The organism is Nocardiopsis sp. YSL2 (assembly GCF_030555055.1).
GTDB lineage: Bacteria > Actinomycetota > Actinomycetes > Streptosporangiales > Streptosporangiaceae > Nocardiopsis.
Window position 1 is genome coordinate 2,780,127 of sequence record NZ_JAMOAO010000001.1, and the last position, 19,908, is coordinate 2,800,034.

The 19,908-nt window shown below is 72.2% G+C and carries 16 protein-coding genes; 8 read left to right on the plus strand and 8 right to left on the minus strand.

All coding sequences use genetic code 11. The annotated features are described in order from the left end of the window. Nucleotides 1-55: 55 nt before the first annotated feature. The 4 genes from M1P99_RS12065 to M1P99_RS12080 all read right to left on the minus strand — a co-directional run bounded on the left by M1P99_RS12065 (nucleotide 56) and on the right by M1P99_RS12080 (nucleotide 3,046). The gene (locus tag M1P99_RS12065) at nucleotides 56-766 is read right to left on the minus strand and encodes a GntR family transcriptional regulator (protein WP_304452734.1); all 711 of its coding nucleotides are present in this window, start codon (nucleotides 764-766) and stop codon (nucleotides 56-58) included. Nucleotides 767-826: 60 nt separating this feature from the next. After that, nucleotides 827-1,573 (minus strand): maleate cis-trans isomerase, encoded by a 747-nt coding sequence (locus M1P99_RS12070; RefSeq protein ID WP_304452735.1) that lies wholly within the window; start codon nucleotides 1,571-1,573, stop codon nucleotides 827-829. A 43-nt stretch (nucleotides 1,574-1,616) separates the two neighbouring features. Beyond that, nucleotides 1,617-2,426, minus strand: a complete 810-nt coding sequence (locus M1P99_RS12075; RefSeq protein ID WP_304452736.1) for an Asp/Glu racemase — start codon at nucleotides 2,424-2,426, stop codon at nucleotides 1,617-1,619. Between the two features lie 137 nt (nucleotides 2,427-2,563). Then, entirely contained in the window at nucleotides 2,564-3,046 is a 483-nt protein-coding gene (locus M1P99_RS12080; RefSeq protein ID WP_304452737.1) for a DUF3830 family protein, read from the minus strand. 309 nt (nucleotides 3,047-3,355) lie between these two features. On the opposite strand from M1P99_RS12080, the gene M1P99_RS12085 reads away from it, so the two are divergent. From M1P99_RS12085 to M1P99_RS12100, 4 genes are all read left to right on the plus strand, one after another. Further along, entirely contained in the window at nucleotides 3,356-4,408 is a 1,053-nt protein-coding gene (locus M1P99_RS12085; RefSeq protein WP_304452738.1) for a D-2-hydroxyacid dehydrogenase, read from the plus strand. Between the two features lie 13 nt (nucleotides 4,409-4,421). Beyond that, nucleotides 4,422-5,930, plus strand: a complete 1,509-nt coding sequence (locus M1P99_RS12090) for an amidase (protein ID WP_304452739.1) — start codon at nucleotides 4,422-4,424, stop codon at nucleotides 5,928-5,930. A 179-nt stretch (nucleotides 5,931-6,109) separates the two neighbouring features. Continuing rightward, entirely contained in the window at nucleotides 6,110-6,781 is a 672-nt protein-coding gene (locus M1P99_RS12095; RefSeq protein ID WP_304452740.1) for a response regulator transcription factor, read from the plus strand. A 168-nt stretch (nucleotides 6,782-6,949) separates the two neighbouring features. After that, complete coding sequence (locus tag M1P99_RS12100; protein ID WP_304452741.1) at nucleotides 6,950-7,315, plus strand: VOC family protein; 366 nt, start codon at nucleotides 6,950-6,952, stop codon at nucleotides 7,313-7,315. Nucleotides 7,316-7,348: 33 nt separating this feature from the next. Here M1P99_RS12100 and M1P99_RS12105 read toward each other — a convergent pair whose 3' ends face one another. After that, nucleotides 7,349-9,097, minus strand: a complete 1,749-nt coding sequence (locus M1P99_RS12105) for a GAF domain-containing protein (RefSeq protein WP_304452742.1) — start codon at nucleotides 9,095-9,097, stop codon at nucleotides 7,349-7,351. Between the two features lie 374 nt (nucleotides 9,098-9,471). Between M1P99_RS12105 and M1P99_RS12110 the strand changes: the two genes are divergently transcribed. Beyond that, nucleotides 9,472-10,296, plus strand: coding sequence for a hypothetical protein (locus M1P99_RS12110; protein WP_304452743.1), 825 nt, complete (start codon nucleotides 9,472-9,474; stop codon nucleotides 10,294-10,296). A 365-nt stretch (nucleotides 10,297-10,661) separates the two neighbouring features. Beyond that, nucleotides 10,662-11,879 (plus strand): hypothetical protein, encoded by a 1,218-nt coding sequence (locus M1P99_RS12115; protein ID WP_304452744.1) that lies wholly within the window; start codon nucleotides 10,662-10,664, stop codon nucleotides 11,877-11,879. Between the two features lie 296 nt (nucleotides 11,880-12,175). Here M1P99_RS12115 and M1P99_RS12120 read toward each other — a convergent pair whose 3' ends face one another. From M1P99_RS12120 to M1P99_RS12130, 3 genes are all read right to left on the minus strand, one after another. Beyond that, nucleotides 12,176-13,540: an LCP family protein gene (locus M1P99_RS12120; RefSeq protein ID WP_304452745.1), complete on the minus strand. Its 1,365-nt coding sequence runs from the start codon at nucleotides 13,538-13,540 to the stop codon at nucleotides 12,176-12,178. 428 nt (nucleotides 13,541-13,968) lie between these two features. Continuing rightward, a complete protein-coding gene (locus tag M1P99_RS12125; protein WP_304452746.1) occupies nucleotides 13,969-14,652 on the minus strand; it encodes a hypothetical protein in 684 nt (227 codons plus the stop codon). 466 nt (nucleotides 14,653-15,118) lie between these two features. Continuing rightward, the gene (locus tag M1P99_RS12130) at nucleotides 15,119-16,306 is read right to left on the minus strand and encodes an ROK family transcriptional regulator (protein WP_304452747.1); all 1,188 of its coding nucleotides are present in this window, start codon (nucleotides 16,304-16,306) and stop codon (nucleotides 15,119-15,121) included. Between the two features lie 222 nt (nucleotides 16,307-16,528). On the opposite strand from M1P99_RS12130, the gene zwf reads away from it, so the two are divergent. Both zwf and edd read left to right on the plus strand, forming a co-directional pair. Continuing rightward, complete coding sequence (zwf, locus tag M1P99_RS12135) at nucleotides 16,529-18,010, plus strand: glucose-6-phosphate dehydrogenase (protein WP_304452748.1); 1,482 nt, start codon at nucleotides 16,529-16,531, stop codon at nucleotides 18,008-18,010. Next, nucleotides 18,007-19,893 (plus strand): phosphogluconate dehydratase, encoded by a 1,887-nt coding sequence (gene edd, locus M1P99_RS12140; protein ID WP_304452749.1) that lies wholly within the window; start codon nucleotides 18,007-18,009, stop codon nucleotides 19,891-19,893. Before zwf ends, edd begins: the two co-directional genes overlap by 4 nt. Nucleotides 19,894-19,908: the final 15 nt, after the last annotated feature.

Sequence of the window (19,908 nt, forward strand, 5' to 3'; positions counted from 1 at the left end):
GCGGGGTGCTCGGGGATCCGGCCGCCGGCCCGTCGCGCCGTCGGCCGCCCGCGCGTCAGGCGCCCGTGTCGGCCTCGGGCTCCGGCCCGTGCGCGGATCCGGCTCCGGGTTCGGCGTTGATCCGCGCGACCGTGTCCACCATGTGCGACTCGATGAGCGCCAGCAGCCGTTCCTCGTCGCCCTCGACGATGGCGTCGAGCAGGCGCCGGTGCTCCTCCAGGATCTCCTCCGGCTCCGGGTAGACCTCCTGCATCACCGACAGGCACATGCGGGTCTCCACGAGCAGCGTCTGCGCCATCCGCTCCAGCCTCCGGTTGCCCGCGCAGCTGACGAGCGTGCGGTGGAAGGACTGGTCGGCGTTGCTCATCGCGGTCCGGTCGCGGCCGGCGGCGGCCTCGGCGAGCGCGTCCAGGGCCGGGGTGAGCCTCGCCAGAGCCTCGCCCCGGTTGCCCCGCATGATCAGCTCGCACGCCGTCCGCTCCACCGCGAGGCGCGCCACGTAGATGTCCCGGACGTCGTCGGGGGTGAGCTCGCGCACGAACAGGCCCCTGTGCCGCTCACTGCGCAGCAGCCCTTCCTGCGCCAGGCGCTGCATCGCCTCGCGGAGCGGACCGCGGCTCACTCCCAGCTGTCCGGCCAGTTCGGCCTCACCGAGCTGGTCGCCCGGGGCCAGCGAGCCGTACATGATCGCCTCGCGCAACTGGTCGGCGATGAGTTCGGCGGTCGACCGCCGGGGCACGGGTCTCAGCTGACCTGGGGCGGACATACGTGATCTTCCTTCTTCTCCGGTTTTCCTGTGGCACAGGGGACGTTTCCGTGGTCGAGGCTAACCGGCGGCCAGCGCGCTGGTGACCGCCGCCGACCCCGCGCGGAAGAGCGCCCCCGGTCCGCTCCGGGGTCCGGTCTCGCCCGCCAGCCGCAGCCCCTCCCACACGCTCACCTGGTTCGCGGTGAGAACCGGCTTGCCCAGCAGAGCCTCCAGGGGTTCGATGAGGTCCGCGCTGTGCAGGGCGGTGTCCGGGACCAGGACGGCCTCCGCCCGGGGGTGGTCGTTGGTGATGACGAAGTCCACGGCCTCGTCCGGGTCCAGGCGCCCGACCTCGGCCGCGGTGGCGATGCCGTGGCTGGCCAGGGACAGCACGCTCACCCCGGCCGCGGACAGGAACTCGACGAAGCGCTGCGCGACGTCGTCGGGGTAGGTGGCCGCGATCGCCACGCGCGAGAGCCGCAGCTGGCTCAGGGCGTGCACGAACGCGAACGACGTGCTCGACGCCGGCGCGCCCGCGGCCTCGCGCACTCCGCGGACCTGCTCGCGGGCGCCCTCCCAGCCGAACACGAAGCTGCCGCTGGTGCACGCCCAGACCGCCGCGTCGACCTCCATCCCGGCGAGCTTGCCGGCGCCCTCGGCGAGCACGTCCCCGCTGCCCACGTCGAGCAGGGCGTCCACCCGGTGGGCGTCCTCGCGCATGAGCGTGTGCACGACGGAGAGCTCGACGCCGTCGAGCACCGACTCGAACACCTTGTAGTCGTCCTCGGCGCTGAAGCCGGGATAGAGGAATCCGACGCGGGTCATGTCCGTCCCTTCTGTTGGTCCTGCGTCCCTGGTCCCGTGCGGTTCACACCAAGGTGGTCGGGGTCGTCGCGTTGAGCAGGCTCTGGCCGCGCGCGACCGCGTGCCGGCCCGCCGCCCTGAGGACCGCCCACATGGTCACCTGGTTGGCGGCGATCACCGGCTTGCCGAGTTCCCGCTCCAGCGGCGCGATGATGTCGTAGGTCTGCACGTTGGTGCAGCTGATGTACACGGCCTGGGCGTCCGCGTGGTCCACCGAGTGCACCGCCCGGGAGACCTCCGCGTAGTCGACCTTCCAGATGTGGCTGAGCAGGCCCAGCCCCACGCTGGAGGACACGTTGATGCGGTGTTCGCCCAGGTAGTCGAGAAGGCGGTCGGTCACGCTGTCGACGTAGGGCGTGACGACGGCGATGCGGTCGACCTCCAGGGCGTTCAGCGCCTGGATGAGCGCGCCCGACGTGGTGACCGCGGCGGGCGCTCCGGCGTCCGTCATCGTCCGGTGCAGCCGGCGCTCGCCCTCGGCCCCGTGCACGAAGCTGCCGGAGGCGCACATGTACCCGATGGACAGCGGTTCGGGGGCGAGCAGCGCGCGGACCGCGGGGGCGACGTTCCCCTCCTGGCTCAGCGCGGCGGCCTGGTCGACGGTCACGGGAACGTGCACGTAGGGCAGCCTCGTCACGTGCAGCGAGATGTCGTCGGGCGTCCACCGCCACAGCTCGCGGTCGAGCGCGAAGTCGTAGGGCGCGATCACGCCGACCCCCGACTGCCACGGCGTCCGCGTCGCGGCCGCCAGCTCGACGACCTCGTGGTCCGTTCCGGAGTCCTCGACGACCCTGCCGTCTCCGTCAGTTCGCATCGGTCACTCACCTCCCGGGATGTGTGTCGTGTGTGGGAAACGACGGCCGGGTGCGAGGGCCGCCGCGGTTGGCGGGACTGGTGGAGAAGGACGACGGCTGCCCGGGACGGACCCGGCCGCGGTGGCCGCGGTCGGGATCAGCGGACCAGCCGCTCGTACAGGAGGCGCTCGCCGACACTGCCGGAGCGCCAGACGTCGTTGCAGGCCTCGGCCATGGCGGGCAGGTTCTCGACGACGGTGGCGAACACGTTGCCGGGGACCCAGCCGACATCGCCGTTGAGCAGCAGGTTGTTGCGCCCGTAGAACAGGGCGAGATCGATGACCCCGGGAAGGTGGCCGATCCCCTTGTCCTCCTTGAACCCCCGGTCGAGCATGCCTCCGTCGAAGGAGAAGTACACGATGTCGCCGGGGATGGGGGTGACGGTGGGGTTCTCCTGGCCCGGTTCGGTCTCGGCGAACCGCGGCACCATCGTGTAGACCTCGTTGCGCGCGTACTTGGCGTGCTGCACGGCGTCCCCCTGGGGCAGTGCGTTCCACACCGCCTCACAGGTGCGCGGGGCGTCCTTGTCCAGGAGCTCGGCCACGCAGGACACCCCGCGTTTGGGCAGCGTGATGGTCATGTACCTCGGCAATGTCGGGAGTCCCTTCGACGGGAGCCTGGTGCTGGCGGACTTTCGTGACGAACTACGCGACAACAGCACTGTTGATTGTCGACAATCTTATGATCTACATGCCAGGCGCGGCAATAGATCGCGCCCGTGGGCTCCCGCACCCGTCAGAGTGGGGAGTGAGGTGGTGTTTTGCCCGCAGATCCGCCACTTTGTGGATTGTTGACAATCCTATGTCGGCTCCCTAGCGTTTCTCCTGCAGGGCGAACATCCCACCGCACACGTCAGCACCGACCACGTCGCCAACCGGAGTGCCCGCCCGTGAACAGTTCCGCCCCGTCCACCACGTCCGCACCGGCCGTCCCGAGCGCCCCGGACCGGCCCAGGCTCCTGGTCCTGCACGGCGGCGACCTACCCCCGGGGCACGAACGGATCGACGCCGATCCGCGCCTCGGCGAGGTCGTCTACACCACGGCGGACGGCCTCGACGCCGCTCTGCCGGGTACGCACGCCCTGCTCGTCTGGGACCTGTTCTCCGAGGCGCTCGCCGCCTCCTGGCCCAAGGCCGACAGCCTGACCTGGGTCCACGCCGCCACCACCGGTGTGGACAACCTCATGTTCCCGGGCCTGGTGGAGAGCGGAACCGTCGTCACCAATTCGCGGGGGGTCTTCGACGAGCCCATCGCGGAGTACGTCCTCGGCCAGGTGATCGCCTTCGCCAAGGACTTCCACCGGACCTGGCACCTGCAGCAGGAACGCCGGTGGCAGCACCGTGAGACCGAACGCGTCTCCGGCAAGCGGGCCCTGGTGATCGGCACCGGCCCCATCGGGCGCCACATCGCCCGCAAGCTCTCCGCCGTGGGCATGGACGTGCGCGGCGGGGGGCGCGTCGCCCGCTCGGGCGACGCCGACTTCGGCACCGTGGCCGAGGCCTCCCTGGCGGAGCGTGGCGCCGACGGCGGGACCACCCTGGCCGCCGAACTCCCCGAGGCCGACTACGTCGTCATCGCCGCACCCCTGACCGACGCCACCGAGGGCCTGGTCGACCACCGCTTCCTGGACCTGATGAAGCCCACCGCGCGACTGATCAACGTCGCGCGCGGCCCCATCGTGGTCGAGTCCGACCTCGCCACAGCCCTGGAACGCCGTGACATCGACGGCGCGGCCCTGGACGTGTTCGAGCGCGAGCCGCTCAAGGCGGTCTCCCCCCTGTGGGGACTGCCCGGGTCGCTGGTCTCCCCCCACATGTCCGGCGACGTCGTCGGCTGGCGCGACGAGCTGGTCGACCTCTTCCTGGACAACCTCGCCCGCTACCTGGACGGGCGCGAACTGTTCTACGTCGTCGACAAGACCCGCGGCTACGTCCCCGGGTGACCCCTGCCCAGGCATGACACAGGAGGCTGAAGTGACGATCGATCGGGCCGACACCGACCGGGCGCAGACGTCCGGGTCGGCGGCAGCCGGCGTTCCGCGGGCGCGCGACGAGGCGCCCACCACACCGGCCGACCTGTCCGCGGAGCAACTGCTCGCGGCCTACGCCGCCGGAGAACTATCGCCGGTGGAGGCCGTCGACGCCGTCCTGGAGCGGGTCGAGCAGGACAACCCCGCGCTCAACGCCTTCTGCCTGGTACGGCCCGAGGAAGCCCGCGAGGCCGCCCGCGCCTCCGCTGAGCGGTGGCGGCGCGGCGAGCCCGCGGGCATGCTCGACGGGGTGCCCACCGCGATCAAGGACATCCACCTGACCAGGGGCTGGCCCACGCTGCGCGGCTCGGTCACCACGGACCAGGACGGGCCGTGGCACGAGGACTCGCCGGTGGTGGCCCGCCTGCGGGAGGCGGGCGCGGTGTTCTTCGGCAAGACCACCACCCCGGAGCTGGCCTGGAAGGGTGTCACGGACGGCCCGCTCACCGGCGTCACGCGCAACCCCTGGGACCTGTCCACCACGCCGGGCGGGTCCAGCGGCGGCTCGTCGGCGGCGGTCGCCGCCGGAATGGGGCCGCTGGCGACGGGAACCGACGGGGGCGGATCGATCAGGATCCCGGCGAGCTTCACGGGGATCTGCGGGCTCAAGCCCACCTGGGGGCTGGTGCCGCACTACCCGGCGAGCCCGTTCGGCTCACTCGCGCACACCGGGCCGATGACCCGCACGGTGGGCGACACGGCCCTGATGCTGGAGGTCATCACCGGGCCCGACCCCAGGGACTGGGCGGCGCTGCCCACGCCGGGGCCGGGGCTGGCCGACGTGCGCTACCGCACGGACGCCGCGGAGCTGGTGCGCGGGATGCGGGTGGCCTTCAGCCCCACGCTCAACGGGCTCGACGTCCACCCGGAGGTGGCGCGGGCCGTCGCCGAGGCGGTCGCCGTGTTCGAGGAGCTCGGTGCCCGGGTGGAGGAGGTCGACCCCGGCCTGCCGGAATCACGGGACGAGTTCCACGTGCTCTGGTTCTCCGGCGCGGCCAAGGCCACGGAGAAGCTCACCGAGCGGGACCGGGACCTGCTCGACCCGGGACTGCGGGAGATCATCGACGAGGGCCTGACCTACTCCGCGCAGGACTACCTGACGGCGATGGCGCTGCGGATGGAGATGGGCGCGCGGATGGGTCGCTTCCACACCGAGTACGACCTGCTGCTCACGCCGACGATGCCGATCACGGCGTTCGAGGCCGGGCTGGAGTCGCCGCCCGAGCTGGCGGGGGAGCGGTGGACCTCCTGGGCCGGGTTCAGCTACCCCTTCAACATGACCCAGCAGCCGGCGGCGAGTGTCCCGTGCGGATTCGACGGAGCCGGGCTGCCGGTGGGCCTGCAGATCGTCGGCCCCAGGCACGCGGACGCCCGGGTACTGGCGGCCTGCCGGGCGTTCGAGATCGCGCGCCCGTGGGCGGATCGCCGCCCGTGACGGGATCGATACCGATCATCTTCTGAGATTCGCTCCCCGGGCGGGGGCTTTGTCCCTTTCCGGGACCTTCGTCCGGGGAGTTCCGTGCCCAATGGCCCGCGCGGTGTCGCCCGCTCGTACTACCGTCATCCTCGGAGTCGTGTCGGACCCGCGCGGGCACAGGGATTGAGGGTGAGCGGATGAGCGGCGGTGGAACCGGCGAGGCGCGCGAGCGCATCAGGGTCTTCCTCGTGGACGACCACGAGGTGGTGCGCCGGGGAGTTGCGGCCATGCTGGAGACCGAGGACGACATGACCGTCGTCGGGGAGGCCGGGACGGCCGAACAGGCGCTGTCCCGCATTCCCGTGGTCCTGCCCGACGTCGCGATCCTGGACGTGCGCCTGCCCGGTGGATCCGGGGTGCAGGTGTGCCGGGAGATCCGCTCGGACCACCCCGAGATCGCCTGCCTGATGCTCACGTCGTTCGCCGACGAGGACGCCCTGTACGACGCCGTCATGGCGGGTGCCGCCGGGTACGTGCTCAAGCAGATCCACGGCGCCGACCTGGTCGGGGCGGTGCGCACGGTCGCGGCGGGCGGGTCGCTGCTGGACTCGGGCAGCACGGGAGCGATGCTGGAGCGCCTGCGCGGCGCCCAGGCCGAACCCGACCCGCTGGCGGAGCTGACCAGCCAGGAGCGACAGATCCTCGACCTCATCGGCGAGGGCATGACCAACCGGCAGATCGGCGAGCGCCTCTACCTGGCGGAGAAGACCGTGAAGAACTACGTGTCGGCGCTGCTCGCCAAGCTCGACCTCAAACGCCGTACGCAGGCGGCCGTGCTCATCGCCGAGCTCAGAGGCCGCCGCTACTGAGATGTGGGCCCTGACCCTGCCCGTCGCCCACCATCGCCCCGCGAAGTGCGCTGCGCGCGTGTGCGCGGGGCTACCACCCTCAACGGACGGCCTGCGGCCGCTGTCCCCTCTGCCCGCCACCGCCACCGCCCCCGACCGCGGTGGACGCCGGACGGTAGGGTCCCGCTCATGACCGTGGGAAACCTTGACCAGTGGGTCGTGAACGCAGCCGACCCCCAGGCCCTCGCCCGCTTCTGGGCCTTCGTCCTCGGCGGTGAGGCGGTGACCCGGCCGGACGGCTGGGCGTTCGTGGAGGGAGATCCGGCCCTCGGACGCCCCCGGTTGTCCTTCCAGCCCGATCCCGCGCCGAAGGACGGCCGGAACCGGATCCACGCCGACGTGCGCGTGGCCGACATCGTCTCGGCCACCGAGGCCGTCGTCGCGCGCGGCGCCGAACCCGTCGGCGGAGTCGTGACCGACGACCAGGGCTCCTTCCAGGTGCTGCGCGACCCCGAGGGCAACGAGTTCTGCGTCGTGGCGCCCTCCGCGCGCTGAACCTTCGACCGCGCCCGTCGCGTCGCCCGTGGCTCAGAAGCTGTCGGGCGGCGGGACCGCGTCGTCGGGCACCGGAACCCGCCAGACGAGGACCGTGCCCGCGACCTCGCCCCGGCGCGCCGTGAACCCGCCGCCCAGGGCCTGGGCCCGCTCGTCCAGGTTGCGCAGCCCGCTGCGGCGCCCGCCCTCGGGCAGCCCCACGCCGTTGTCGGTGATGGTCAGTGTCAGCGTGGTGGCACGGCCGGTGGTCGCGGTCTCCTCCACCGCCACCGACACGTGCACCTCCGTGGCGTCGGCGTGGCGGGCCACGTTGCTCAGCCCTTCGCCGAGCACGGCGAGCAGCTGCTCCCCGATGTCGTCCGGCACCGACGCGTCGATCGGTCCGTCCAGGCTCACTCCGGGGTGGCAGCCCAGGCTGTGCGCGGTGTTCTCGGCCAGCTCCAGGATGCGTCCGCGCAACGACGTGTCCCGCCGGCTCGGCGGGTGCTGGAGTGCGAAGATCGTCGACCGGATCTCCCGGATCGTGCCGTCGAGCTCGTCGATGGTGCGCTGCACCCGTTCCTCAGCGTCGGGCGAGGTGATCAGCCGCACCGTGCTCATCAGCGTCATCGCCGAGGCGAACAGTCGCTGGATGACGACGTCGTGCAGGTCCTTGGCGATACGGTCGCGCTCCTCCAGGACCACGATCCGCTCGGTGTCCCGCCGGGCCTCCGCCAGTTCGAGGGCCACACCGGCCTGGACGGAGAAGCCGTGCAGCATGCGGCGTATGGTGCCCGCGAACGGCGCCCGGTCCGACAGCTTCCCGAGCAGCAGCACGCCCCGGGTGTTGCCCGGCGTGCCCAGGGGCACCAGGAGGCCGGGGCCGTAGCCGCGCTGGGTCAGCATCGGGCAGTTGGCCTGGCGCAGGTCGGTGATGCTCTCCGGCTCGCCCGACTCGAACACCCGCCCGCAGGCCGTGTCGTGGAGCGACACCGAGGTCCCCAGCACCTCCTGGGCGATCGGCCCGTCGGCGAACTCCGCGAACAGGTGGCCCCGGGCGCGGGAGTCGGGCAGGAGGATCACGGCCGTGTCGGCACCGCCGATCTCGCGGGCCTGCCCCGCCATGTAGGCGAGCACCTCCTCGGTGTCGGCGCCCGACAGCAACCGGGTGGTGATCTCGGTGGAGGAGGCCAGCCAGCGCTCGCGCAGCCGGGCCTCCTCGTACAGGCGCGCGTTCTCGATCGCCACGCCCGCCGCGGTGGCCAGCGCCGTGACCATCGCCTCGTCCTCACCGTCGAACTCTTCGGCGTTGGCCTTCTCCGTGAGATAGAGGTTGCCGAACACCTCGTCGCGGACCTGGATGGGAACACCGAGAAAACTCGTCATCTGGGGATGGCCCTCGGGGAATCCCCGAAAGTCCGGGTGTTCGCGCAGATCTGCCAGGCGCAGCGCCGTGCGGGCCTGCAGGGGGACCCCCAGGACACCCAGCCCGTGGGGGAAGCGGTTGATCCGCTCGGCCTGGTGCCGGGTCATGCCGACGGGAATGAACTCCGCGAAGCTGCCGTCGTCGTCGATCACTCCCAGGCCTGCGTAGCGGGCACCGGTCAGCTGCGCGGCGGCCTCGGTCAGGCGGCGCAGCACGGTGGCCAGGTCCAGGTCACCGCCGATGGTCAGCACCGCCTGGAGGAGCGAGTGCACCCGGCCCTGGGCCGACAGGCCCGGGTCGAGGCGCGTGTGCGTCTCGCCGAGCAGGTCGTCCAGGCCGGCCGGTGAGGGTCGGTGGCTCTGGGGGATCTCTGTCATGGTGTCGGTCAACCTCCGCAGAGCCGCTCGGGCGGGCTCTGTTGGCGAAGCGCGCTATTCCCTGCAATGGTCGAATTGTCGTCGGTTTTTTGCCGGTTTGCCACCTCAGGCTGGACAGACTCGTGCTTCCTACTCTGCGGTAATTCCCCGGGTTGCGGAGTCACACGGAGCAATTCATGCTAACGTCGCGATCAGCCGGCGCACGAAGGGTCTCTGCCCTTCCGCGTCGAGACGGGTCCGAGTAGTCTGACCTACCCTGTCCCGCCCGGCTCCCCCACAGTCGGAGCGACTTCTGCTGGACCACCCCACGCTGGAAGGAATCCCCGGTGTCTGGAATCCACGGTTTGACGAGCGCCTCCGGCGCCCGTTCCGCCGTGCTTTCCGTGCCGGGCCGCCGGGCTCTGCTGCTCGTCGGCCTGGTCGCCGGAATCCTGGTCGCCGCCTGGTTGGCGGCCGCCGTACCGGCTCAGGCGGGGGAGAATCCGGCGGCCGCGGCCAACGCCGCGGCGGGCGCGTCCGAGCGGGGCAACGGGCCGGGGGCGTCCCAGGGGCGCGCACCCGAGGTACCGCCCGGGCTCGACAAGCCGGTGGCCGACACCGTTTCGGCCGTCGCCGGACACGCCGCACGGCCCTCCCAGGTCGCGCAGAGCGTGCCCGCCTCCACCCCCGTCGCGGCCGCCTTCGAGCCGTCGCACCACGGCCCCGAGGTCTCCCACACCGTGCGCGAGACCGTCACCGAGGTCTCCGAGAACGCCGTCGGACACGGTCGGGGCCACGGCCCGGGTTCCGGTCACCCCCGCCCTGACGCCCCCGAGTCGGAGCCCGAGGGCTCCGCGGACGAGGAAGCCGTCGAGGAGGCGGACGTGGACGCCGACGCGGCGTTCGCTCCGGTCGAGGACGTCGCGTTCCCCGAAGCCGCCGACGTCCCCGAGGAGGAGGCCGGCGCGGCCGAGCCCGCGGCCGACTCCGACACCCCGGCCGTCACCACCGACACGTCCGTGGTGTCGTCGCTCAACAGCGTCACCGGTGCGTCCTCCGGTTCCTCCGCCCCGGCCACCGCGGTCGGTGGCCTGGTCGCGGACCACCCGTTCACCATCGGGGCCTCGGCCCCGCAGCCCGGCCTGTCCCAGGCCGCGTGGCACGTCCTGCGCTCGGTTCCCGCCGAAGACGCCGACGAGCCCACCTTCTCGCCCGACTAGCGCGGCGCCTCTCCCCGGTTCGGTCGCCTGAGCGACCCCTTCCTGGCACCCCCATCCCAGCCACGGGACACCCGCATCACCGCGGGGACGGTCCCGCGACGCTCTGGGGATTGACGTGAGCCGCGCACTCGAAGCGGCGAGGTTCACGTCAGTCAGTGGTCGGCCAGACCAAGGACTGGAGAAACCGACCGGGTCCGTCGCTCCCACCAGGAACGGCGGAACACCCCCGGACGGAGAGCTCGACCCACCGCGGCCCTCGGATTCCCCCCGGCCAAGGGGAACCGGACCGCGGCACGGCGGGGCACGACACCCGTCCCGCCGTACACACCGCCATAGCGAGACAACGCACTTTCGGAAGGACTCCCATGTTCAACACCGCCCGCACCTCCGCCAGGGCCCTGCTGGTGGCCGCCAGCGCCGCGAGCTTCGTCGCTCTGGGCGCCGGGATCGCAGGGGCCGACGCGCTCGGTGGTGCCACGGACGGTCTCCCGCTCAACGACCTGGGCAGCCAGGTCCCCGCACCGCTGACCGAGGGTGTCTCCACCCCGCTGGGCGACCTGGTCCAGGTCGACCCCGGGGAGGTCTCGGCGGCTCCGGAGATCGAGCACAACACCGCACCGGTCGAGAGGGCCGCGGGTGAGGGCCTCACGACCGACGCCCCGCTGGAGGTGGCCGAGGACAACGCGGCCGACCTCGGGCCGCTGGCCCTGACCGAGACCCTGCCCCTGTCCGACGCCTCCGGCACCGTCACCGGTGCCGCCGAGGGCCAGGAACTGGGCTCGGACCCCGTCTCGGAGCTCCTGGGGACCGTGGGCCTGGGCTCGCAGTCGGACGTCGTGCCGCTGTCCAACGGCGCGAGCGACCCGCTCTCGGGTCTGCTGGGCGGCCTGACGGGCGGCGGCACGCTCGGTGGCGTCGACACGCTCGGCGGACTGACCGGCGGCCTGTCGCCCGAGACCCTGCCGATGAGCAACCCGGTCGGCGGCCAGCCGCTCAACGAGCTGAACGGCACTCTGAAGCCCGCCACCGGCGGCCAGCCGCTCAACGAGCTGAACGGCACCGTGAAGCCCGCCACCAGCGGCCAGCCGCTGCACCTGGCCGGGCCCGTGGAGCAGGCCGACGGCCAGGTGTCCGAGGTCGGTGCGCTGGCCGAGTCCGGCGCCGAGCAGGTGGGCGGCGAGCTGGTCGGTCTGGACGAGACCGTCGCCATGGCCGGCACGGACCAGCCGATCGCCCTGGACGCGGGTGAGAACACCGACCTGACCGGTGGCGCGGGCGACCTGGTCACCGGCGTGGTGCCGACCGACGAGGTCCTGCCCATGGCCGGCGGTGCCCCGGAGCTGCCCGCGCTGCCCGAGGCCGGCGAGGCCACCGACGTCGTGGGCGGCGTCGGCTCGCTCACCGACGCGGCCGACACCGAGATGCTGCCGATGGCCGCGCCCGACACCTCCGCGGTGACGGACCTGGTGGGGTCGGACGTCCTGGGCGGAGACGTGGCCTCCGTGAACGGCCTGCCCGAGGTGGGCGAGCCCACCGTCGACACCGGCCAGGTCACCGACCTGCTGGGTGGCGGCCTGGTCTGACAGAAGGACCACCCCGAACGTGCGCCCGCCGGTCGTGGCGGGCGCACACGCCTCGGGTGGCGCGCGGAACCACGTCCTTCCGATGTGGCACCGGTCGAACTGTGGGGGTTCCCGGTGTGTACCGGTCCGACGAAGAGTTCCCGCCGCCCGGGGCACACCGCGGCCCCGGACATCCGTCCGGGGCCGCGGTCCTGTACTGCCTGGTTCCGACGCGGTGCGGTCTCCACGGGCCGCCCCGCGGGGCCCTGCCGCCCCGCGGGCCCGCGCGGTGGACGTCCGCGAGGGCCCGTCGGACGCTAGCGCTCCTCGACCCCGTCCTCGTCCGAGCCGAAGCCGAGGCCGTCGGCGCACGGGTTGGAGGTGGCGTCGCGGCCGCCACCGTTCAGCGAGTCCGGGGACCGCTCTTCGGAGGCCTGCCGGTCGTCCTCGGTGGCGGATGTGTCCGCGGGTGTGGGTGAGGCATCCGGACGCTCCTGCGGCGTGCCCGCCTCGTCGGCGGGGAGCGGGGGCAGGGAACGGCCTTCCCGCACGGCGGCGAACAGCTCCTCGGACTCCTCCGGGTACCACATGACCCGGTTGGGATCGTGGGGCGCCTGGTACCAGGGAACCGTGTGGAACTCGATGTCGGACAGGTCCACGTCCGTCAGCGTCACGGCCACGCTCAGCATCTTGTTGAGCGTGAGTTCCCGGTCGGTAGCGCTGTGCTGGGCGACCGCCTCCAGGACACCGTTGAGCTTGCCCGGGCTGGTGAGGACGTCGCCGCTGGTCACCTGGTCCGCCAGGGCCCCGAGGAACATCTGCTGGCGGTCGATGCGGCCGATGTCGCCGCCGTCGCCGATCTCGTAGCGCGCCCGTACGAAGGACAGGGCCTGGTCTCCGTCGAGCACCTGGTCGCCCGCGTCGATGTCCAGGTGGGAGCGGCGGTCGCTCATGGGTTCGGGGATGCACATCCGCACGCCCCCGATGGCGTCCACGACGTCGCGGAAGCTCATGAAGCTCAGGTGCACGAAGTGGTCGACGCGGATGTCGGTGAGGCTCTCGACCGTGCGCACGACGCACGGCGGACCGCCGTGGTACATCGCCGCGTTGATCATGCCGAAGTAGCCGGAGGTGCCCTCGGTCTGTGCGTAGGCGTCGCACTGGGGGAGTTGGACGAGCGAGTCGCGGGGGAAGCTGATCACCGACACCCGGTCGTCCGGGGAGATGTGCGCGAGCATGATCGAGTCCGAGCGCTCGCCCTCGAACTCCCGCTGGTAGGCCGTGCTCCCCTCCTCGTAGCCGTCGGAGCCGATGAAGAGGATGTTCACGGCGTCGCTGAGGCGGTCGGGGCGGTCGGCCTCGTCGAGCACGGCCTCCAGGTCGTGCTGGACCATGCCCGAACGCAGCGACTGGTAGTAGCCGTAGGCGGTGGCGACACCGGCGGCCATGACCAGGGCCAGGCCCGCGGCGGCCCACAGGGCCATCCGGCGACCGCGTCGGCGCGGGGGACCGGAGGCCGCCCCGAGGGCGGGCGCGGCGGCGGCGTCCTCCGGCGGCGCGGGGTCGGGTCCGGCCAGGTCGCCGGTGTCCTCTTCTCTCACGGAGTCGCTCCCGTCGTCGGACGGTGCATCCGGAGTGCGGTCCTCGCCGTGGTCGGGCGGAAAGTTCTCGTCAGCGGGCATAGCGCAATCTCGGTCAGGGCGGACGGCGAGGCGTGCCAACGGCCGGACACCAGGGGAACGCGCGCGTCCGGGCCGGGGGCGGTCGGAGGGCGCGGGGGGTACACACGGGGAAGGCCATGGGCGACGAGGGGCCGACCGCGAGAACGGCGGGGGCACGGGGGGTCTCGACAGCGGAGACGGCGGGAACCGGTCGACGGCTCCGGAATCCCCGCGTCGCAGTGATCCTAGGTGAAGTTCCGTCGGTGTGCGCGCGCGTGTTGTCCGCGCACGCGTGTCCTGACCCCAATTGCGCCGCACGAATCCTCGGTCGGTCGTCGTCCGCGGACGCTTCCTTGCCCGATCCTCTCAGCAGAGCCCTCGGAAACACGCATGACCCGCCGTGATCGGACACGGCGGGCCACTGCGACGGGTGGAGGGGGACGCGGGGGTCAGTCGTCCCAGAAGGTGCTCGGCTTCTCGTCCTTGTCCTCGTTCTCGTCGGCGGTCGCGGTACCGGTGCGCCCGCCCTTGGCCGCGGGCTTGGCGGTGGTCTTCGTACCGCTCTTGGCGGACTTGCGCGCGGGCGCGGGCGTCGTCTTGGCCGGCGTGTGCCGCGGGCGGGAGGTGACGGCGCTCTTGGCGATGGGCGGGTTGGGCCGCGGAGCCTCACCGGAGTGGATGCTCAGCGCCTCCTCCTCGATGCTGAGCATCTTGCGGATCTGCGGGGGCGTCTCGGGCAGCCGCTCGGAGCGCAGGTGGGCTCCGAGAACCTCAAGGGCGTGGTCGCACAGCACCTGCCGGGCGCGCTCGGCCTTGATGCCGCCGAGCTCCTCGACCTCCGGGAGCGTGCGCTCGCGCAGCAGCCGGATGGTGTCCCGGAGCCGGTCGCGCGTCTTGCGGTCGGTCATCGACATGACCGTGAGCTCCGCTTCGGCGAGGAAGCTCTCCCTGGAGTCATCCGCGTCGCGCTCCGCGATGAACGCGCTGGTCAGGCTGCGGGCCGAGGACCGTGAGGAGGCGCGGATGTCGCCGCGTCGGATGATGCGGGCCTGCACGCCGGTCACGACCACGCTGGTGACGAGGCTGATGGCGGCGCCCAGCAGGATCAGCAGTATCGGGTTCTCTGTGAGCACGGGGGACCTTTCCGGGCGGGGGTCCGCACGGGGTGCGGTCACGGGGGTGACGGATGTGTGCGGGGTCGGGAACGGTGCTGGTGGACTATTCGCCACCGAGGGGGTGCTTGTCAAGTGTCATGACGGGACCGACGCTCGTCGTGAACGGCGTCCGTGCAGGTCCAGGCGGTGTATCCGCGCCGAAGGCGTCGGTCGGTGCGGGGCGCGGGGGCATGGCCGGGATCGGTGGAATGGGGCGGGTCGGGCGCGGAGCGCCTCGTTCGGGGGGGTGCCGGCCCATCCCCTGCGCGGTGCCGCGGTGGGCGCCGACGGGCGGAGACGGGACCACGTCCTTCATAGGAGTCGTGCCCGGGGCGGCGGGGGTGGCAAACCTCCTGTCCACAGGCTGTGGACGAACCGCGCCCCGGAGCCCCGACCCGAAACCCCGCCCCGAGGCACCGGCGCGCCGTCCGCCGGTGCCCGAACGTCAGCCGGACAGCAGTTTGTTGACCGCCTCCGGGGACAGGATCTCCTCGGTGACCAGCGTCGCGCAGCCGCGCACGCCCGCGTCGTCCCACAGGCTGCTGGGGACCACGCGCAGCTGGCGGGTCGCCAGCGCGGTGCACTGCTGGAAGACCACTTCCCGCACGCCCGCGACGAGGTGGTCGTAGGCCTCCGACAGGTCCCCGCCGAGCACGATCACCTCGGGGTTGAGCAGATTGACCGCCCCGGCCAGCGCCTCACCGAGGCGTCGGCCCGCCTCGCGGATCAGGGTGACCGCCACCGCGTCGCCCTCGCCCGCCAGGGACACCAGGTCCTTGAGCCCGGCGACCGGCCGTCCCTGCTCGGCGGCGCGCTCCAGGAGTCGGCGGCCCCCGGCCACCGCCTCCAGGCAGTCGGTGTTGCCGCACCGGCACGGCAGGCCCCCGCCCCCGCGCACCGGGATGTGGCCGAGTTCGCCGGCCGCGCCCAGTGCGCCCCTGAGCAGGTTCCCCCCGGAGAGCAGGCCGGCGCCGATCCCCGTGGAGACCTTGACGAACACCATGTCGTCGGGGTGCCCGTGCCCTCCTGCGACGTGTTCGCCGAGCGCCATCACGTTCACGTCGTTGTCCACCAGGACCGGTACGGGGAAGCGCTCGGCGATCAGCGGGGCCAGGGCGACACCCGCCCACTTGCCCAGGAAGGGGCGGTCCTCGGCGCGCCCCGCGTGGAACTCGACGGTGCCGGGCAGGCCGATCCCCACGCCGCGCACCTCGGAGGGGTCCCGTCCCAGCGCCGCGATCTGTTCGGACCAGGTGTCCAGCAGCCAGGGGACCGTGGCGTCCGGTCCCTGTTCCATGTCGGGTGAGCCCGGCGCGCGGACCAGGATCGTGCCGTTGAGGTCGCATACGGCGGCCTGGCTGCGTGCCATGCCCAGGGCACTGGTGAGGACGAGTCCGCTGTCGGCGTTGAACTCCAGCAGCGTCGGCGGGCGTCCGCCGCTGGAGACCGCGCCGGTCCGCTCCACGACCAGGCCGCTGTTGATCAGCTCGGTGACGCGTAGGGCGACGGACGGGCGGGAGAGCCCGGTCGCCCGTCCGATCTCCGAGCGGCTCGTCGCGGTGCCGGTGCGGATCATCTCCAGGATGTGGCCGCTGGTCGCCGAGGAGGACAGGCGTCCCGGGGTTCTAGCCATGTCTCATTGAACCATTTCACCCGCGTTGCGGTGGGAAGGCTGGGAGGTTATGTAAAGAAGTGTTCTGAAGTGTGCTTGGTTTTTTACCATAGTCGGCCTTAGGCTCGAAAGAGGCCAAGGGGGGTCGAACCGGTGGTTCGCCTCTCACTTGCCACACGTCTTCGTGGCGGTCGGCGTCACACCCCCTCCCTCCCCGTCCGCATCCCCGCAGGAGAAGCCGAGATGTCGCAGCAGTCCGTGTCCCGTCCCACCGACCTGGTGGTCTTCGGGGGTACCGGCGACCTGTCCATGCGTAAACTCCTCCCCTCCCTCTACCTCCTGGACCGCGACGGGCACCTGGACGGGAGAACCCGGGTCGTCGCGGTCTCCCGTGACGGCCTCACCGACGCCGATCTGCGCGACAAGGCCGCCTCGGCGGTCCGCGGCCACCAGGCCGTGCAGGTCACCGAACCCGACGTGCTCAGTCGCTTCCTGGACCGCCTCTCCCACGTCACCGTGGACGTCGGGGGCGACCCCTCCGGCTGGGCGGACCTCGTGGCGGCCCTGTCGCCCGACCGCGACCGCGTCTTCTACCTCGCCGTCCCCCCGATGATCTCCGGCGGCATCTGCCGCGGCCTCAGTGACGCCGGACTCGTCACGCCCGAGTCGCGCGTCGTCATGGAGAAGCCGCTGGGCCGCGACCTGGCCTCCTCGCAGAAGGTCAACGACGAGGTCGGCGCCATCTTCACCGAGCAGCAGATCTACCGGATCGACCACTACCTGGGGAAGGAGACGGTCCAGAACCTGCTCGTGCTGCGGTTCGCCAACGTCTTCCTCGAACCCCTGTGGAACTCCCGCTGGATCGACCACGTCCAGATCACCGCCGCCGAGACCGTCGGCGTGGGCGGGCGCCGCGGCTACTACGACGGCTCCGGCGCGATGCGGGACATGGTCCAGAACCACCTGCTCCAGTTGCTCTGCCTCACCGCCATGGAGCCCCCGGCCAGCTACGACCGCGAGGCCGTGCGCGACGAGAAGCTCAAGGTCCTGCAGTCCCTGCGCCCCCTGTCCGGCGACCAGGTCACCGAGGACACCGTCCGGGGCCAGTACGGCGGCGGCGTCATCCAGGGAACCGAGGTTTCCGGCTACCTCGACGAGCCCGGCGGTTCCCCGGCGAGCACCACCGAGACCTTCGTGGCCCTGCGCGCCGAGGTCGCCAACTGGCGCTGGGCGGGCGTGCCGTTCTACCTGCGCACCGGAAAGCGCCTCGGGCACTCCCGCTCCGAGATCGTGATCCGCTTCCGCGAGGTCCCCCACACGATCTTCCCCGGCACCAACAGCCTTCCCGGTGCGGGCAGCCTCGTCATCAGCCTCCAGCCGGACGAGGGCATCCACCTCACCATGCTGGCCAAGACCCCCGGCGCGGGAGCGCTGCGGCTGCGGCCGGTCCCCCTGGAACTCAGCTTCGCCGACACCTTCGCCACCCGCTCGCCCGAGGCCTACGAGCGGCTGCTGATGGACGTGTTGGCGGGGGACTCCACCCTGTTCATGCGGCGTGACGAGGTCGAGGCCGCCTGGCGCTGGGTGGATCCCATCATCGAGGCCTGGAACGGCCTGAGCACCACTCCCGAGACCTACCCCGCCGGAAGCGCCGGCCCCGCGGGCGCCCACCGGCTCATCGGCCGTACCGGCCGGACGTGGCACGAAGAGGAGCAGCACCGATGACCGCGAACACCCCCGACGCCGGTGACGGCAACACCGTCCACCCGTCGCCCGCCACCACCTCCGACGGACGCCTCCAGCGCGGGGTCCACCCTGTCGTCGCCGAGGTCACCCGACGCCTGGCCGAGCGCAGTGCCGCCAGCCGCTCCGCCTACCTGGAGCGGATCGCCGCCGCGGCGAGCGAGGGTCCCGCCCGGGGCTCCCTCGGCTGTGCCAACCTCGCTCACGGATTCGCCGCCTGCGGAGTCTCCGACAAGCTCAAGCTGTCGGGCGACGTGACCCCCAACCTGGCGATCGTCTCCTCCTACAACGACATGCTCTCCGCGCACCAGCCGCTGAAGGACTACCCCGAGACCATCAAGGCCGCGGTGGCCGAGGCGGGCGGCGTCGCCCAGTTCGCCGGCGGCGTGCCCGCCATGTGCGACGGCATCACCCAGGGGCGCGCGGGCATGGAGCTCTCGTTGTTCAGCCGCGACGTGATCGCCATGGCCACCGCCGTTGCGCTCTCCCACGACATGTTCGACGGCGCCCTCATGCTGGGTGTGTGCGACAAGATCGTGCCCGGCCTGCTGATCGGCGCGCTGTCCTTCGGTCACCTGCCGGTGGCCTTCGTCCCCGCCGGTCCGATGCCCTCCGGCCTGCCCAACAAGGACAAGGCGCGGGTGCGCCAGCAGTTCGCCGAGGGCAAGGTGGGGCGCCGCGAGCTGCTCCAGGCCGAGTCCGCCGCCTACCACTCGCCCGGCACCTGCACGTTCTACGGCACGGCCAACTCCAACCAGATGCTCATGGAGGTCATGGGCCTGCACCTGCCCGGTGCGAGCTTCGAGCAGCCGGGCACACCGCTGCGCGAGGCGTTCACCGCCGAAGCCGGGCGCCGCGTCCTCGGGCACACCGCCCTGGGGCAGCACCACACCCCGATCGGTGAGCAGGTCGACGAACGCGCGATCGTCAACGCCGTGGTCGCGTTGCTGGCCACCGGCGGGTCGAGCAACCACACCCTGCACCTGGTGGCCATGGCCGCCGCGGCCGGGATCGAGCTGACCTGGGACGACTTCGCGAGCCTGTCCGAGGTCGTGCCGCTGCTCACCCGCATGTACCCGAACGGTGCCGCGGACGTGAACCAGTTCCACGAGGCCGGCGGCATGGCCTACCTGATCGGCTCCCTGCTCGACGCCGGTCTCCTCCACGAGGACGTGCGCACCCTGATGGGCGGGGGCCTGTCGCAGTACCGGCTGGCTCCGCGCCTGGACGACGGCAACCTGACCTGGGTCGACGAGGTCAAGGAGAGCGGCGACACCAGCGTGCTCCGCGGCGTCGAGGACCCCTTCGCCCCCGACGGCGGCCTGCGCATGCTCTCGGGCAACCTGGGCCGCGCGGTCATCAAGGTCTCGGCCGTGGCCCCCGAGCGGCACGTCGTGGAGGCCCCGGCCAAGGTGTTCGGGGACCAGGCCGAACTCCAGGCCGCCTTCTCCGCCGGTGAGCTGACCGGTGACTTCGTCGCCGTGGTGCGCTTCCAGGGCCCGCGGGCCAACGGTATGCCCGAGCTGCACAAGCTCACCCCGCCGCTGGCGGTGCTCCAGGACCGCGGCCAGAAGGTCGCCCTGGTGACCGACGGGCGCATGTCCGGCGCCTCCGGCAAGGTGCCCGCCGCCATCCACGTCTCCCCGGAGGCGAAGGCGGGCGGTCCGCTGGCGTTCGTGCGCGACGGCGACCTCATCCGGCTGGACGCCACCACCGGCACACTGGAGGTGCTGGCCGACCTCAGCGGGCGCGAGCCCGCCGAGGCGACGGCGGACTCCGCTTCCGGTACCGGCCGCGAGCTGTTCGCGGCCATGCGCGGCTCGGTCGGCCCCGCCGAGAAGGGCGCCGGAGTCTTCCACCTCTGACCCGCCCGGCGGCCC